The 17,065-nt window shown below is 49.0% G+C and carries 13 protein-coding genes; all 13 read left to right on the top strand.

Going from position 1 to position 17,065, the window contains the following annotated elements:
- Positions 1 to 137 precede the first annotated feature (137 nt).
- The 13 genes from AC1DE7_RS09220 (at position 138) to AC1DE7_RS09160 (ending at position 17,038) form a co-directional block, all read left to right on the top strand.
- The gene (locus AC1DE7_RS09220; protein ID WP_477534204.1) at positions 138 to 2,882 is read left to right on the top strand and encodes a CHASE3 domain-containing protein; all 2,745 of its coding nucleotides are present in this window, start codon (positions 138 to 140) and stop codon (positions 2,880 to 2,882) included.
- Positions 2,883 to 3,103: 221 nt separating this feature from the next.
- Positions 3,104 to 4,726 carry a PucR family transcriptional regulator gene (locus AC1DE7_RS09215; protein WP_477534203.1) on the top strand — a complete coding sequence of 541 codons (1,623 nt, stop codon included), beginning with the start codon at positions 3,104 to 3,106 and terminating at the stop codon, positions 4,724 to 4,726.
- A 239-nt stretch (positions 4,727 to 4,965) separates the two neighbouring features.
- Positions 4,966 to 6,471, top strand: coding sequence for a factor-independent urate hydroxylase (gene pucL, locus AC1DE7_RS09210; protein WP_477534202.1), 1,506 nt, complete (start codon positions 4,966 to 4,968; stop codon positions 6,469 to 6,471).
- Positions 6,471 to 6,848 carry a hydroxyisourate hydrolase gene (gene uraH / locus AC1DE7_RS09205; RefSeq protein WP_315372273.1) on the top strand — a complete coding sequence of 126 codons (378 nt, stop codon included), beginning with the start codon at positions 6,471 to 6,473 and terminating at the stop codon, positions 6,846 to 6,848. The genes pucL and uraH overlap by 1 nt, the downstream gene beginning before the upstream one ends.
- Before the next feature lie 43 nt (positions 6,849 to 6,891).
- On the top strand, positions 6,892 to 8,295 hold the full coding sequence (allB, locus tag AC1DE7_RS09200) for an allantoinase AllB (protein WP_477534201.1): 1,404 nt from the start codon (positions 6,892 to 6,894) through the stop codon (positions 8,293 to 8,295).
- Positions 8,292 to 9,599, top strand: coding sequence for a hydantoinase/carbamoylase family amidase (locus AC1DE7_RS09195; RefSeq protein ID WP_477534200.1), 1,308 nt, complete (start codon positions 8,292 to 8,294; stop codon positions 9,597 to 9,599). Before allB ends, AC1DE7_RS09195 begins: the two co-directional genes overlap by 4 nt.
- 6 nt (positions 9,600 to 9,605) lie before the next feature.
- Positions 9,606 to 10,847 (top strand): pyridoxal-phosphate-dependent aminotransferase family protein, encoded by a 1,242-nt coding sequence (locus AC1DE7_RS09190; protein WP_076250345.1) that lies wholly within the window; start codon positions 9,606 to 9,608, stop codon positions 10,845 to 10,847.
- Positions 10,841 to 12,436, top strand: a complete 1,596-nt coding sequence (ggt, locus tag AC1DE7_RS09185) for a gamma-glutamyltransferase (RefSeq protein WP_477534199.1) — start codon at positions 10,841 to 10,843, stop codon at positions 12,434 to 12,436. Before AC1DE7_RS09190 ends, ggt begins: the two co-directional genes overlap by 7 nt.
- Positions 12,437 to 12,574: 138 nt before the next feature.
- Positions 12,575 to 13,897 (top strand): 5'-deoxyadenosine deaminase, encoded by a 1,323-nt coding sequence (locus AC1DE7_RS09180; protein ID WP_047843321.1) that lies wholly within the window; start codon positions 12,575 to 12,577, stop codon positions 13,895 to 13,897.
- 42 nt (positions 13,898 to 13,939) lie between these two features.
- The gene (locus AC1DE7_RS09175) at positions 13,940 to 15,220 is read left to right on the top strand and encodes an XdhC family protein (RefSeq protein WP_315372212.1); all 1,281 of its coding nucleotides are present in this window, start codon (positions 13,940 to 13,942) and stop codon (positions 15,218 to 15,220) included.
- Positions 15,192 to 15,833: a nucleotidyltransferase family protein gene (locus tag AC1DE7_RS09170; protein WP_477534198.1), complete on the top strand. Its 642-nt coding sequence runs from the start codon at positions 15,192 to 15,194 to the stop codon at positions 15,831 to 15,833. Before AC1DE7_RS09175 ends, AC1DE7_RS09170 begins: the two co-directional genes overlap by 29 nt.
- Positions 15,834 to 15,962: 129 nt before the next feature.
- Entirely contained in the window at positions 15,963 to 16,130 is a 168-nt protein-coding gene (locus tag AC1DE7_RS09165) for a hypothetical protein (RefSeq protein ID WP_179087845.1), read from the top strand.
- Entirely contained in the window at positions 16,124 to 17,038 is a 915-nt protein-coding gene (locus tag AC1DE7_RS09160) for an FAD binding domain-containing protein (protein ID WP_315372214.1), read from the top strand. Before AC1DE7_RS09165 ends, AC1DE7_RS09160 begins: the two co-directional genes overlap by 7 nt.
- Positions 17,039 to 17,065: the final 27 nt, after the last annotated feature.

Genomic DNA, 17,065 nt, shown 5'->3' with positions numbered 1-17,065 from the left:
GACCTGCACAAGCAGGTCGTTTTTCTTATGATTACCGATGAACTTAAAGCTTGTCAGACTATACGTATACATATAAACTACATATGCACCAGTTTTAATTTAATTATGGGATTCGTATATATTTGGAGGTTTCCGCGTTGTCAAAAACGAGAAGATTTACGATACGCTCCAAAATTTTATTGGGCTATCTTGTGGTTGTGCTTTTGTTTGGAGCTGTTCTGTTAGTGCTTACGGCCCAAATTAATGTGTTACAGAAGGAAAATGATTTTATCTCCCATCATGATCTGGAAGTACATAATCTGACCAACGCGATTGAAAAAAATGTCTTGAACATGGAGACAGGACAGCGTGGATTCATGATTACAGGTAATGAAAGTTACTTGGAGCCTTATTCCCAAGGCCTATCCCAGTGGAGTTCCAACTATGATCAGTTGAATGCTCTCATTAGCGATAATCCTTCACAGCAGCAGAGTCTGCAAAGCATCAAAGCTCATATTACACGCTGGATTGAGATCGCTGGGGAGCCGTCGGTGGACTTGAAAAAGCAAGGGGATCAAGCGAAAGTTGTTGCATTCTTTCAATCTGATCCGGGTAAAACTGAAATTGATCTGCTGCGCTCTCAACTTACAACCTTCCGTAATACAGAGATCGCTCTGACCGAGGCGAGGGTTACTGAACTTGCCAGACGCAGCTCCACACTGCTGACGATTATGTACACGCTGTGGGGTATTATTGCAGCATTATCCATTGCAGCTGCGATTGTGATATCCGGAAATATCGTCAAAACGTTGCGAGATGTTATGCAAACCATCAGTGATATCTCCAAAGGTGGAAACCTGAAGCAGCGAATTCAGGTGCGCACACATGATGAAGTGGGAGACCTGGGCCACGAAACCAACAAATTACTGGATGAAGTACAGGAACAGAATCGGGTCAAGGACCAGATTACAGGCATTGCCACACTCTTACAGAACCCGACCAATCTGGAAGGATTGTCCCGCTTGTTCCTGAACGAGCTTGCCGTGTTGTTTGAAGTTCCCTATAGCGTCTTATATTACTGGAAAGACAATCGACTGCTGCGCTTGGCTGCATATGCTGGGGATGGAGAGAAAGAACGTTCGCTCGGTAAAGTGTCGCTTGCTCCGGGTGAGGGGCTTGTAGGTCAAAGTGCTGTGGAGAAGAGAGTTTTACGCATGAATGATCTGCCCCAGAACTATATCCGAATCTCTTCGGGTCTTGGGTATACATCTGCCACATCACTTACTGTAGTACCGGTCCTCTTCGAAGGCAGAACGATTGCGGTAATCGAGCTTGCTTCAATGAAGCCGTTGCAAGAGAATGATATGAAGCTGATGCAAGAACTGACGGATATTTTTAGTGTTTCCCTACACTCTACCGTCACTCGCATGGAATTACAGCAATTATATGATGAGTCACAAGTTCTAAATGAAGAATTACAGGCACAATCGGAGAAACTTCAGGCTCAGACCGAAGAGATGTTGTCTCAGACGGAGGAACTGCAGATGCAGACCGAAGAACTTCATATGCTTAACGATCGTCTGGAAGTACAGAAGAGTGCTGCAGAGACATCAGCCAATGAACTTTCGGTTGTGGCAGATCAGTTACGAACGAGCTCGGGGTACAAATCCGAATTTTTGGCGAACATGTCCCATGAACTGCGGACACCGCTCAACAGCATGTTGATTTTATCTGAGATATTGTCTGAAAATAAAAATCAACACTTGAATAGTGAAGAGCAGAACTATGCTTCAGTCATTCACAAATCAGGTAAAGACCTGCTGAATCTGATCAATGATATTCTGGATCTATCCAAGGTGGAAGCCGGACAGATGGAAGTGGATTTCGATGATGTCTATCTGGGCAGTGTTCCTGAAGTTATGAACCAGTATTTCCTGAAAACAGCGGAACAGAAAAAAATAGATTTCCGAATTCAGCTCCAAAGTCCTTTACCGGAAACGATCGTGACGGATGAGATGAGATTGCATCAGATTCTCCGAAACCTGCTCTCGAACGCATTCAAGTTCACCAGTGAGGGTGAAGTTGCCTTAACCATCTCCAAAATGAGTCTGGCTCATCCTGAATTGAAAGATCAAGAGACCGACGTGATTGCTTTTTCCGTCAGTGATACAGGGATCGGAATTGCGGATAACAAACTCGTGCAGATCTTCGATGCTTTCAAACAGGCGGATGGAGCTACAGCACGTAAATACGGGGGAACCGGACTTGGCCTGTCTATCTCTCAATCGCTTGCGAATTTGCTGGGGGGTTCAATCTCGGCAACAAGTCGTGAGGGGCAGGGCAGCGTGTTCACGCTATTCCTGCCACTGCGAAGAGATGAACCTGAGACTATGAATGCATCGCGGTTGTTCCTGAATGAGGTGGCTACCACTACACCTGAGATCAATAAGCTTCCTTCAATCACTTCCGGACAATCGGATGTTTTATTGACACCTCTGGAAGAAGCGTTGCTCAGCGGACGCCAAGTACTTGTCGTTGATGATGATATACGTAATGTATATGCCCTGGCTAACGCCCTTGAGCAATACGGTATGAATGTCATTTCAGCGCAGAACGGGTACGAGTGTCTGGAATTGCTGGAGCGTGGAGGAGTCAAGCCTGATATCATCATGATGGATATTATGATGCCGGAACTGGATGGTTATGAGACAACTCGCCAGATCCGTGAACGACTTGGTCTGACTCAGCTTCCGATTATTGCGCTGACAGCCAAGGCCATGAAAGAGGATCGGGAGAAATGTATTGCAGCAGGTGCTTCGGACTATCTCAGCAAGCCATTGAATATCAAAGATGTATTATCCCGTATGAAATTATGGATGAATCACGAAACCATGGAAATCTGATCTAAAAACCTATGCCGATTACAGGAAAGTGCGCTGTAATTAGGTCATAGGTTTTATTTTTTTGCCGTGTAAGCTTTATTCAGAAAATTGATGTTATAATACTTAACAACAAATAAAAGTTGAATGCATAAATATGGATTTAATTAGAAAAACAATGCAAAATTTAGTTTCGTTAACCAGAATGACATAACATTGTGTTATATATATGGGAGGTAGTGTCCATGCAACTTACGGTTAAAGAGGCTTTACAGGTGTACCCGTTGTCAGAGGCCAAACTGGTTGCGGGTGGAGAAGGGACTTCACGGATGATGAAATCCGTTAACGTCATGGACGCTCCTGATATCGCGGATTGGATCAAATCCGGAGAAATGTTGTTCACCACCGCTTTTATTATGAAAGACAGTGAGATGGATGCACTGCGTTTGATGCGACGTTTGAATGAACGCGGCTGCGCAGGACTCGGCATCAAACTGGGACGTTTCTGGCAGTCCATTCCCCAAGGTATTGTCGAGGAAGCTGATCGGCTTCGTTTGCCACTCCTTGAGCTCCCCTTTCAATTCACCTTCTCCGACCAGATGAATGCCTTGTTCAAGGCTGAACATGAACGTAGCAACCGTTTGCTGCATGAGGTTGTGCAAAAGCAGAAAAAATTAATGCAGTTTGCGCTGCAACAGCAGCCACATCGGAATGTGTTTGCCGAACTTGCCACGGTGCTGAACTATCCGCTTGCCGTCATTGGTTCACGTGGGCATGTGCTGTATGGTAGTGAAGGCATTGCCGGGGATGCTGTAACCCAAGGCTGGCCTTGGAAATCCGTCATGCACCGAGTGAAATGGAATCAGGGAAGTTGTCATCGCGTACCCATCAAGCAAAATGATGAAGAATACGGATCGTTGCTTGTGTTTACCGATTCAGCCTTATCACTTAGAGCGGAGGAAGAGCTGTTCCAACAGGCTGCGGATGTACTGGCATTTTATATGGATATGACTTATCGCGAGCATATTAATCCGACTGTGCAAGATGAGATGCGTACACTGCTTTCACAGTATCTGGATAACAAAATGACTGTTCAGGAATTGACCACTTTGAGTGAAAACAAAGGTGTACATCTATTCCAGGGAACTTATCAGTGCGTACTGATTACACTTGAGCCGACTCTGTTTGCCGAGGGAAAATTGCTTAAACAGATTCATCGTGAGTTGCAATACAATCCGCTGATGCAATTCACGGCCTCACAGCATTTTCAGATCGAAGATGGCATTCTGTCCATCTACACCTGTCCAACAGGGCGAGATTATGGAGAGGAGCTGTCAAGTTTTCTCTTGAGCCGTTTCGGTGATGTTCTGGCAGCGCAAGAAGCAAAAGGAGCACCGGCTCCGCGTTTCTGGATCAGCAAAATGAAACATGAGCCCAAATCGCTCCGTGAAGCATACCAGGAGTGTCTGGATACTCGACAACTGGCTCGTCGATTCGGCATGAAAGACCGTGCGTTGCAATTTGAAATGCTCGAATTTGCCTATGTGTTCCAACACGTACCGGATAACATCATGGAGAACTACTGCAATAAAGTACTTGAACCGTTACTTGCCAGGGACGGTGACCCCAATCAGGTGCTGATGAATACATTGGAGTCCTTTATCGAGAATGACGGACTGATCAATGAAGCTGCCAAGCAACTGTTTGTGCATCGCAACACGGTCACTTATCGTATGGAGAAAGTTGGCAGCTTGCTGCAAATGGACTTTAAGAAAACGAATGATCTGCTTAAATTAAAGCTGGTATTTACCTTCCGCAAGTTCGTGCGGGACAAAGCAGTTGCAAGACCGCACAATGTCCAACTCTAGACCGCACATTGTGCAACATGACAATGCTACCGGGTTAGACCCCCAAGAACCGCATTCCGTTGATGGAGTGCGGTTTTTTCATGTTTAAGGGTAACAAAAGCTGCTCTTCCCGTGCACAGCAAACAAATCACAACTCTGATGTTATGTTATATTACAAAATTGCGTAAATATTGTTGTCGCGACGTTGAACGGCACTTAGAATGAAGAACAATAATCCACAACAGACCGGAGGTTCTAACATGAGCGACTTAATTAAACTTGTTAACAACTGGTCTATTACACAGTTTGTGCATACGTTTGGCGGCTTCTTTGAGGAATCACCATGGGTGGCTGAGCGAGCCGGGCTTTTACGACCTTTTGATTCATTTGAACAGATGATGAAAGTGATGAAAAACGTGGTTCAGATATCGGATGACCAGGTGAAGTTGCAGTTGCTTCGAAATCACCCGGATCTTGGAGCGCGAATCAGCATGAGCAGCAACTCCGTTCAGGAGCAGGCTGGTGCAGGACTTGATTCACTCTCACAAGAGCAATACAACGAACTTCAACAATTAAACAAAGTATATACAAGCCAATTTGGCTTTCCATTCATATTGGCCGTTAAAGGCCATACCGCAAGTTCCGTCCTCGAATCCATGCGGCAACGTCATCGCCGAGGCAGGGAAGAAGAATTCGAGACTGCAATGAAGGAAGTATTCAAAATTGCGGGCATTCGTTTGGAGCAGTGGCTTGCACAGATCGGTCATGAACATGAGTTCGTGAGCAAGCCAGCCACAGTGCAGCAGCGGACGATGTATTACGGCAAAGGGGATGTGTGGATGTACCGTTCCTACGCCAAACCGTTGACGGGTATCCAGTCCATTCCGGAATCTCCTTTTATGGGACGCAGCAATATTCTGTTTGGATTGAACATCAAGGTGGCTGTGCAGGGGGATGAATTCTTGCCTTCTTTTGCAGAAGGGGATAATTCGCTGGTGGTCGCAACCGATTCGATGAAAAATTTCATTCTCAAACATGCAGCGGATTACACAGGAGCGACGGTGGAAGGATTTCTTGCGCTGGTAAGTCGGCGTTTCCTGGAGACGTATCCGCAGATGAGCAAGGTTCAGATGACAGCGGACCAGATTCCGTTTGAAGATATACCCATTGGATTAGAAGGAAGTTATCGACCGAGTGCGCTCGTATTTCGTTATTCGCAGAATGATCGGGCGACAGCTGCCGTGGAAGCAGAACGATCAGGAGACTCGATTGAACTCAGCAACCATTTCAGTGGTGTAGCCGATCTGAGACTGATCAAGGTCAAAGGCAGTGAATTTGCCGGATTCATGCAGGATGAATATACCACTCTTCCAGAGACATGGGATCGACCGTTATTTATTTTTCTGAATATCAATTGGCGTTATGAAGATCCGAGAGATGGCATGGACGATCAGCGTGGACGGTATGTAGCGGCGGAACAGGTCAGAGATTTGACTGCTGCGGTATTTCATGAGTGTCGATCCGCTTCCATTCAACATCTGATCTACCAGATTGGACGAAGGTTGTTAAGTCGATTTGAGCAACTGAGTGAGGTTTCATTTGAGTCCAACAATCGGACATGGGAGACAGTGCTGGAGGAAGTAAAAGAGGGGGAAGGCAAAGTGTTTACCGAGCCGAGACCGCCATATGGATTCCAGGGTTTCTCGATGACAAGGGATGATCTGGGAACAGACGGCCGTGACTCCGGGAAAGCAGGTGACGTCTAATGGCGCTGTCTGATGGACGAATTACAACTCATGTGCTGGATACATCCAAAGGCGTGCCTGCTTCGGGTGTTCGGATCGAGCTGTATACCCTGAAGAGGGATGGGGAGCAGGAAAGCAAGACAAAAGTGGCTGAATCGGTTACCAATGCGGATGGACGTTTGGATGCACCGCTACTGGATGGAGGCAAGTTGGAGTCAGCCATATATGAGCTTCAATTCCATGTCGAGAGTTATTACGCACAGCGTTCGTTGGAGGAGCTAGGCCAGGCATTATGGACGATTGTTCCGATTCGTTTTGCCGTATCTGATACCTCAAGCCATTACCATATTCCATTATTGATTGCTCCAGGAGGTTACAGTACATACCGGGGAAGCTGAACATGCACACATCCGGTTCTGATTCAGGGGGAGGGTCATCCACATGACAACATTTGATACCATCATCCGGGGGGCCCGGGTGGTGCTGAGAGATCGGGTAGAACAACTGGATATTGGCATAACTGGTGAAAAAATAACGGAACTATCCACGCGGCTGACCGCTGGTGAAGCGACTTGCATCATAGAAGCTGAGGGGCTTACAGTGATGCCGGGTGTCGTGGACATTCATGTACACTTCAATGAACCCGGACTCGCCAGTTGGGAGGGATTTCGATCGGGTTCGGCAGCTCTTGCCGCAGGTGGAATCACGACCTATGTCGATATGCCGCTTAACGGTGTACCACCAACCACAAGGCCGGAAGCATGGGAGATGAAAAAGAAAGTAGCTACCGACCAATCCTATGTTGATTATGCCTTCTGGGGAGGTTTGGTTCCCGGCAATCGTGAGGAACTTGCTCCACTGGCAGGGTTGGGTGCTGCCGGATTCAAGGCATTTATGTCTGAGCCGGGAGGCGAAGGGGAAGACATCTTTGCCAGAGCCGATGACCACACGCTATTGGACGGAATGCATGAAATTGCAACATTGAAACGTGTGCTGGCACTTCATGCAGAGGACGAAGGCATGGTTGCCGAACTCGGCGCGAAAAGCATTGCGGAGGGAAAGACTGAACCGATGGATTATGTCCGGTCCCGTCCTGTTGAAGCCGAAGTCGTCGCGGTTGCGCGGGCATTGAGATACGGTGAACAGACCGGGTGTGCGCTGCATTTTGTGCACATTAGCACCCGGGAAGCACTGGATCTGATTGCAGCGGCCAAACGGCGTGGGCAGGATGTCACTTCGGAGACATGCCCTCATTATCTGACGCTAATTGATCAGGATGTGGTCCGATTGGGTGCTGTAGCGAAATGCGCTCCACCGCTTCGCAGCTCTTCCGAACAGGAGCTGTTATGGGATGCACTGACGTCAGGATTAATTGATGTTATTGCTTCAGACCATTCTCCATGTCCGCCATCCATGAAACAATCCGATAGCTTTTTTGAAATCTGGGGCGGTATATCCGGTGCACAAAGCACACTGCTAATCATGCTGGAGGATGGACATCTTCAGCGTAATATCGACCTCCCCTTACTTGGAAGAGTGCTCTCCCTTCAGCCTGCCAGAAGGCTTGGTTTGGAGAACAAAGGAGAGATTGCGATTGGCAAGGATGCAGATCTGGTCCTGATTGACTGGGAGAGAAGCACAACCCTGAACACGGAGGATCTGCTCTATACGCATAAACAGAGCCCTTATGTGGGACGTACATTTAACTGTCAGATTGCAGACGTATTTTGCCGTGGGCAACGGGTATATAACTCGGAATCCGGATTATCTCCTGTGCCTCTCGGGCAACACATTGTGGCTTACTCTTCTAGTCCCATCGAAGCGGGAATGGAGGAGACGCCATGACAGAATCTGGAGTATACCGGTCATCCGGTACCAATAATGCACCTCTTCCTTTGCCGGATGTGGAACAGGTGGAGCTGCAAGCCATGCTTGACTGGCTGTCGACATATGGCGCGGATGCACAGGGCGGCGTTACAAGACTGTTGTATGACTCGGCTTGGTGTGAAGCACAAGGTGCCCTTGCAGCCAAAATGCAGGAGAAAGGGCTGTCTCCCGAATTTGACCAGTCCGGTAATCTGTATGGCACACTCAAGAGTGAGGGTAAGGAATCAGCGACTGGTGCTGAAGAATTGCCGATTGTGACCGGATCACATATTGATACGGTGGTGTATGGCGGCAAATATGATGGTGCTTACGGTGTGGTGGCTGGTGTTCTTGCTTTGGAGTATTTACAGAAGCATTTTGGAGCACCGAAGCGAACACTTCAAGTGGTATCGTTATGCGAAGAAGAGGGAAGTCGATTCCCTTTTGCGTATTGGGGTTCACGCAGTATAACAGGAATAACGGCTCTGGAAGATGTAGAGCATCTGAAGGATCAAGATGGCGTTACCTTTGCACAAGCGATCCGGGATGCGGGTTTTGGACCTGATAGTGCATATAGACCTGCCGCGAAAAATTACGGTGCCTTTATTGAGCTTCACATTGAGCAAGGTGAGGTTCTGGAACGTCTTGGACATTCGATTGGAGTTGTATCCGATATCGTAGGTCAGAAGCGGTTCAGTATTACCGTAAGCGGGGAAGCGAATCACGCAGGAACGACGCCGATGTCCTGGCGCAAAGACGCACTTGCCGGAGCAGCCGAGATGATTACTGTGGTAAGGAGTGTCGCATTGGATGCAGGAGAACCGCTTGTAGCTACGGTTGGGCGAATCACGGCCGATCCGGGTGTTGGGAATGTAGTTGCAGCACGGGCGGTGTTTTCACTCGATATCCGCCATATCAGGCAGGAGAGTATTGATCGCTGCTGGCAGGATATGCTCCAGGCATTTAGTCGTATCGCAGCCGAGCAGCAGCTTGTACTGGACTGGCAAGAGCATCTATCCGTCACACCTATTCCCATGAACGCACAGATGATCTCAGACATTCAGGATACCTGTGAGCAGGAGCAGTTGTCCTACTGGTTAATGCCAAGCGGCGCGGGACATGATTCGCAGATTTTTCAGCCGGCTTGTCCGACGGCCATGATCTTTGTGCCGAGTCAGGACGGTATTAGTCATAATCCACTTGAATATACAGCTGAAGCAGACCTGATGCACGGTTTTCAGGTTCTGGTCCGGCTACTCTATAAATACGGTTACGGGAGTTGAATGCAGATGTCCAACTATAAAGAGTTATCTCCGTCCTTGCGGACCATTATGACCCCGGGACCCGTTGAGGTTGATCCGCGTGTGCTAAGAGCATTATCCTTTCCGATCCTGGGGCAGTTTGACCCGGAGTTCACATCCTTGATGAACGAGACAATGGCGATGCTGCGAGAGCTGTATATGACAGATAACGAGTGGTGTTATCCAGTTGATGGTACATCCCGTTCAGGGATAGAAGCTGTGTTGGTCAGCCTAATTCAGCCCGGTGACAAAGTTCTCGTTCCGATCTACGGGCGATTCGGACATCTGCTGGTTGAAATCTCGGAACGTTGCGGTGCAGAGGTTGTCTTTTTTGAAACGGAATGGGGAACGGTATTTGATCCGGAAGAGGTGATCAAGGCGATCCATACCCATAAACCAAGTCTGGTTGCGATGGTTCACGGTGAGACTTCCACCGGACAGATGCAGCCCCTTGCCGAGATTGGCAAAGCCTGTCGTGATCTTGATATTTTACTCGTTGTGGATGCTGTGGCTACCATTGGTGGGACTCCGGTGGAGACGGATGCGTGGCATCTGGATGCGGTAATGGGTGGTACGCAGAAATGCCTGTCTGTTCCTTCAGGGATGGCACCTCTCACATACAACAGTCGAGTGGAGCAGAAACTGATGAGCCGCAAAACAGTTGAACGCGGACTGCGAGATGCAACCAGTGCGAGGGCAGAAGGCCGCACGATTGCCAGCAATTATTTTGACCTGAGCCAATTGCAGGATTACTGGAGTTCAGCACGGTTGAACCACCATACAGAAGCTACCTCCATGCTCTACGGTCTTCACGAAGGATTACGTATTCTGCTGCAAGAAGGATTGGAGGCAAGGTTCCAGAGACATCTGGTGAATGAACGTGCGTTGGTCGCTGGAATTCAAGGAATGGGACTACAGTTGTATGGGGATATGTCTAGCAAACTTCCGGTAGTCACCTGTATCACCATTCCGGAGGGGATTGATGGTGAGTCGGTGCGCAGCATGTTGCTGAACGATTTCAGCATTGAGATTGCCAGTTCATTTGGACCGTTGAAAGGGCAGATCTGGCGGATCGGTACAATGGGATTCAGCTGCCAACGCAAGAACGTACTTCATGTGCTGGGAGCGCTGGAAGCTGTTCTTCTCCGTCATCGTCACGTATTACCAGCCGGTGAAGCGGTGCAGGCCGCATTGGATGTGTATGCAGGGAAGGAGGGTGCCTTATGTTAAACCAGATGCCAATCTCCAGAGAGGTTATGGTCACCTCTCCTCATTATCTAGCGAGTGCAGTTGGAAGTTCTATCCTCCAGCAGGGCGGTAATGCTTATGATGCTGCTGTTGCGGTCAGTGCAGCTCTGGGTGTGGTATATCCGCATATGACCGGACTTGGAGGGGACGCCTTCTTCCTGATTCATGATGGAACGAGCGGTGAGATTATCGCTTATAACGGAAGTGGCCGCTCAGCCGCAGGCATTCATGCCGATACGTTCAAAGCGATGGGCATGAATGCCATCCCTCAACGCGGTGTGCTTAGTGCCATCACGGTTCCGGGAATGGTGGATGCCTGGTGGGAAGTCTGGTCTCGGTACGGTAAGTTACCGTGGGAGCAGTTGCTTGAACCTGCCGCACAGTATGCGGAAAAAGGATGCCCTGTATCCCGGAATCTCCGCCTGTGGATGGAAAGGGATGAAGATTTCATTATGGGCCATACACCGCTGCGAGCGGTATTTGCGCCTTTGGGTACACTTTTGCAGGAAGGTGAACTGCTGATCCAGCCTGATCTTGCTGCCTCCATTCGTCTGATTCAGACGGGTGGAAGAGACTCTTTTTATACAGGAGAGCTTGCGGATCGTCTGACTTCGGCTATTCGTGAGGATGGGGGCATGCTTGCCCCAGCAGACTTTGCAGGCCATCGGGGGGAGTGGGTGAAACCGGTCAGTACGGGGTATCGTGGCTATGAAGTTCATCAGATGCCGCCCAACTCGCAGGGATTCTCGATGCTGATGATGTTAAATATGCTGGAGCATACGGATCTGTCCTCTGTAGCACGTACCTCACCGGAATTCTATCATCTGATGGCGGAAGTGGTGAAAAAGGCGTTTCGTGATCGTGATCGTTATCTGACTGACCCGGATTTCAGGGATATTCCGCTGGATCATCTGTTATCCAAGGGTTATGGAGACCAACTGTGGAATGAGATTCAGTCTGCTCCACCTGTGGCACAGCCGTTTTTGTCCAAAACGATAGGTCAGGACACGGCGTATGCAGCGGTTGTTGATAGCGAAGGCAATGCCGTTTCATTCATCCAAAGCCTGTATTTTGACTTCGGTGCAGCGTATGTTCCGGGGGATACGGGGGTTATCATGCAGAACCGGGGGTCGTTTTTCTCCTTAGATCCGAGGGATGCCAACGTTCTGGAACCCAACAAACGCTCATTCCACACCCTCATGCCGGGCCTTGTTACACGAGATGGCAAACCTTATATGCTCGTGGGTACACAGGGGGGAGAAGGGCAACCGCAGACACAATTATCTGTGCTTACCGGAGTGCTTGATTATGGGCTGAACATTCAGGAAGCAATCAGCCTGCCGCGTTGGGTGTATGGACGTACCTGGGGCGAAGAAGGCGATACGATGCGTGTGGAGAACCGATATCACGATGACGTATGTGCAACCCTTGCCCAATGGGGACATAACGTTGAAGCGAGAGCGCCGTGGGACGGCATTATGGGACAGTCGCAAGGCATTGTCATTCGTGAGGACGGCATGATTAGTGGCGCAGCAGACCCTAGAGGTGATGGTATGGCTATTGGGTGGTAACAGCTACATTGGACATTTATAAGTTCAACTAGATATTTACACGATAACAGCGATCGGAAGATTGGTCTGTCAGCGGAGTGCAAGTGTAAATATGTATGAGTTGTAATATATAGACAGACACAGATAGGGGAGATTGGCATGGGAACGATCCTGCTGAAAGGTGCACAGCTTGTGACGATGAATGCAGAAGAAGAAGTGTTCATCGGAGATCTGTTGATCGAGGATAACAAAATCAAGGAGATTGCAGCGCACATCGACATGCAAGCTGACCAAGTCATTGATGCTCGTGGTAAAGTGCTGTTGCCAGGTTTCATCCAGACGCATATTCATCTGTGTCAGACCTTGTTCCGTGGACGTGCGGATGATCTGGAACTGATGGATTGGCTCCGTCAACGTATCTGGCCGCTGGAAGCAGCGCATGATGAGGAGTCCGTGTATTATTCGGCAATGCTTGGACTCGGCGAATTGATCTCCAGCGGAACCACGACCATTCTGGATATGGAGACGGTACATCACACGGACTCGGCGTTTCAGGCGATGGCACAGAGCGGCATCCGGGTCATCTCTGGCAAAGTGATGATGGATCATGGAGACGAAGTTCCGGAACCCCTGCGTGAGGATACAGCAACTTCGCTGCAACAGAGTGTAGATCTGCTGGAGAAATGGAACGGGTTTGGCGGAGGTCGCATTCAGTATGCTTTCTGTCCACGCTTCGTTGTATCCTGTACCGAAGAATTGCTGGTAGAGGTGCGCGACCTGTCGAATAAATATCATGTCAAAGTCCACACCCATGCCTCCGAGAATCGCGGAGAGATTGAACTGGTAGAACACGAACGCGGAATGCGTAATATCGTATACCTTGATCATATCGGTCTGGCTACCCCAAGATTGGTGCTGGCCCACTGTGTATGGCTGAGTGAGGAAGAGAAGGAGATCATCCGCAAGCGCGGTGTCAAAGTCACTCACTGTCCTGGATCAAATATGAAACTTTCCTCCGGGGTAGCAGATATTCCGGATCTACTGAATCGGCAGATCGCGGTTGGGATTGGGGCAGATGGTGCCGCATGCAACAATAATCTGGATATGTTTCAGGAGATGCGCCTGACGGCCCTGATGCAGAAGATTCCTCATGGTCCAACGGTGATGGATGCTCGGACCGTATTACGCATGGCTACCATGGGCGGTGCAGAGGTGCTTGGCTTGTCGAAGGAAATTGGCAGTCTCGAAGTGGGCAAAAAGGCAGATATGCTGTTGCTGGATCTGGATGATTTCCACACGTACCCTTCCTATGAGACGGATGTCTATTCCCGCGTAGTGTATTCCGCAACACGTAGCTGTGTGGATACCGTTATTATTGACGGAAGTATCGTGCTCAAGAATCGTAAGATTCAGACGATTGATCGTGGCATTGTGCTGCGTGAGTCGGATAAGAGTATTGCAAGATTGATGAAACGTATCTGATCGAAGGAAGTTTATGCAATTCCAGAAAGGATGGAGACCGCTATGGAAATGCATGATCTGTGTGCAATTGCAGCCCGTGAAACGCGCTGCGTGCTCGCAACAGCGATTAAGGTAGAGGGTCATGCTTACCGTAAGCAGGGAGTCTCTATGCTGTTGACCGAGGATGGCAAAATGGTTGGCAGTATCAGTCCGGGATGTCTGGAGAGTGATCTTCAGGCCCGGGTGAGCCATGTGCTGGATACGAAGCAGATGGAATTCGCGGAATACGACATGCGTCCCGAGGATGATCTGTCCTGGGGTGAGACGATTGGCTGCGGCGGACTCGTTGTTGTGTTGCTTGAACCCGTGTGTGGTGAACTCCGATATACGTTGCAGAAGATGCAAGAGTGTTTTCAATCCGGCGTTGCAACAGCGTTAACCCGAACGTTCCAAGATGGTTACACAAGGGTTCGATATGGCTGGAGACAGATTGAACCAACGGGTCCCCGGCGCCAGCCAATCTTGCGTCCTTCGCTCGTCCCACCTCATGATCGCGTGACGAACAATAATCCAGCTTCATTGCAGGTTGATGTACAACACAGCAGTGGTAATATCAAGCATGAACATACGGCATCAAAACAATATTCTCCCGACATACCTCGCCTTACGCTTGTGCCTGAAGTGGTACCTGTTTTGTCAAACGAATCTCACTCTTCCCATCTATCCGGTGATTCACAACATATCTCTGAGTCTGATGCTGAAATAGCGACAAACAACATGGTTTCAACGAATCCCTGGGACCTCCCGCAGCAACTTACTTCGCTGTACACGCCTAAACCTCGCCTGATTATCATCGGAGCCGGGAATGATGTTATTCCTGTTGCCAGACTCGCCCAATCCGCAGGATTCCGTGTTGTGGTAGCCGATTGGCGAGAGTCCTTGTGCACCTCGGAAAGGTTCCCAGAAACTGAACTTATACTTGGTTTCCCATGTGAGATCATGCCTCAGTTAAACGTAAACAACGGAGATTATTTGATTTTAATGAGTCACAATTTTCCCCGCGAACGTGAACTGTTGGAGATGGTAGTGGACTGTGAGTACGCGTATCTTGGCATCATGGGTTCCAAAACACGAACAGCCCGTCTGCTGGATGGCTTACCACCGTTGAAATATGTGCATTCTCCCGTTGGTTTGAGCATCGGAGCAGACGGTCCCGAACAGATCGCCATCAGCATTGCAGCGGAATTGATCGCATGTAAACATAAGGTTTCTTCCTTGAGTTCTGAGGTGCAGAGGGGGAGCGTTGCACATGCGAATGACGGGCATAGTTCTGGCAGCTGGTAAGAGTCGTCGCCTTGGTCGGGATAAACTCTCGGTTGTCATGCCAGACGGGAGGTCCCTGGCTGGCTGGTCACTGGAAGCTGCGCTGAATTCGGATCTGGATCAGGTGGTCTGTGTGGTCAAACCGGAAGATTCATTGGCATGGCTGCCTGTAAAATGGATTGATTCAGCCACGTATGCCTATCATCCCACAGCAAAACTTCGAATTGTGGTCTGTGCTGACTATGCCTGCGGCATGGCCAATTCTCTTCATTCTGGCGTATTGTCGGCCATGGAGTACAAACCGGAGGGCATTCTCATGTTACTGGGTGATCAGCCTTTATTACAAGTACAGGATATTAATCAGGTGACCACAGCACTGGCTATCCACAAGCTAAGTGACTATGTCGCAGCTACCGACGGAGAGGGAGGCAAGCCGCCCGTTGCTTTTCGCTCCCATATGTTCGGACCTCTGTTATCCTTGCATGGAGATGAGGGGGCACGCAAGATTATGCGCAGCGCTAACTATTCAGGTGTACATGTACCACTGTCTGAGACTAGTTTCTGGGATGCGGATACAGAACCGGAATTGGAACGCATTCTGAGTCATGTATATGAATCACAGCAGACAGACTAAATAACAGGAGAAGATTATTAACTATGTATAATTTAATAACATGATCAGGTCAGCCAGGCAGTCTGGTTGGCCTATTTGTCTTCTTTTCACGTATGGTGAAAGAGAGCCAATGTTAGCTTTCGATAGATCGTGATGCATCAAGCACAAATAAAACGCAGGTTTTATACATTTATCCAAAACGATGTAAAGGTAATTGACGTTGCTGCTGAACTCTCATATGATTTGAAGAATTATTTGGATCAGACGGTTGAATTTCCTGCCCAAGGAAGAGAGAGAAAGGGGATGCAGCGATGGTAACACCGGCATACGGTTCTGGAGCCATGCCATCGGTATGGCAACCTGAGAACCTGCAAGAACTGCAAACGTTAAGAAGAAGACTCAAAGGAATATGTTGTTTCACGGCAGGTGGAACATTGCTACGAACCCAGTGGGAGGGTGGCTTGGTTCCAGCGCCTGAACATATGATTAGTCTGGCTCGTATTCCTGAAATGAGCGGTATATCTATTCGTGGAGATGAGATAGTCATTGGAGCAATGACCCGATTAAAGGAATGTGCTGCACAAGCGTTGCTGCATCAACTGCCGATTCTGCAAGAAGCTGTGAATGCAATTGCGGCCCCTTCCATTCGTAATGTGGCAACCATTGGCGGGAATATTGTGTCCGGAGTAGGGGATACGCTGCCTGCTTTGCTTGTATATGATGCGAAGCTGCAGTGGTTGACGGATAGCGGAATCGAGACCCGCAGCGTGTCTTCCTGGCTTCAGGGTGGACGGGATGGCATCCGTAATCCAGGGGATGTATTAATCTCGATTCATATCCCGATGAGACCGTCATCTCTGCTTGATGTGGACAGTGAGCAGAGACATGCAGCACGAGAAGTTTCCTTTTACCGCAAGCTGGGTCGACGGGAGACGTTCAGTGCATCGCTGGTGACGGTTGCGTTATACGGTGAGATTGATTTGAATAACCGCTGGACCAAGATTGCGATTGCAGCTGGTGGAGGCTCAGGCATGACGATGCGACTTCTGGATTCGGAACGACAGCTTCTTGGTAGCGAAGCTACTGTCATGCAAGCGGCGACTCTTGCAGCTGCTGTGACTGACGAGTTTACGACATATGGCGATGTATTTGCAACGGAACATTATCGCAAACAGACCGCGGGCAACATGCTTGGCGCCGGGCTATGGGAAGAACTTCACGAATAGAAGACTTCGATCACACAAAGGAGGAGA

The sequence above is a fragment of the Paenibacillus sp. 10L310 genome (assembly GCF_056395745.1).
The sequence above is the reverse complement of the archived record's forward strand: the minus strand, read 5'-3'. Positions and strand labels throughout refer to the sequence as shown.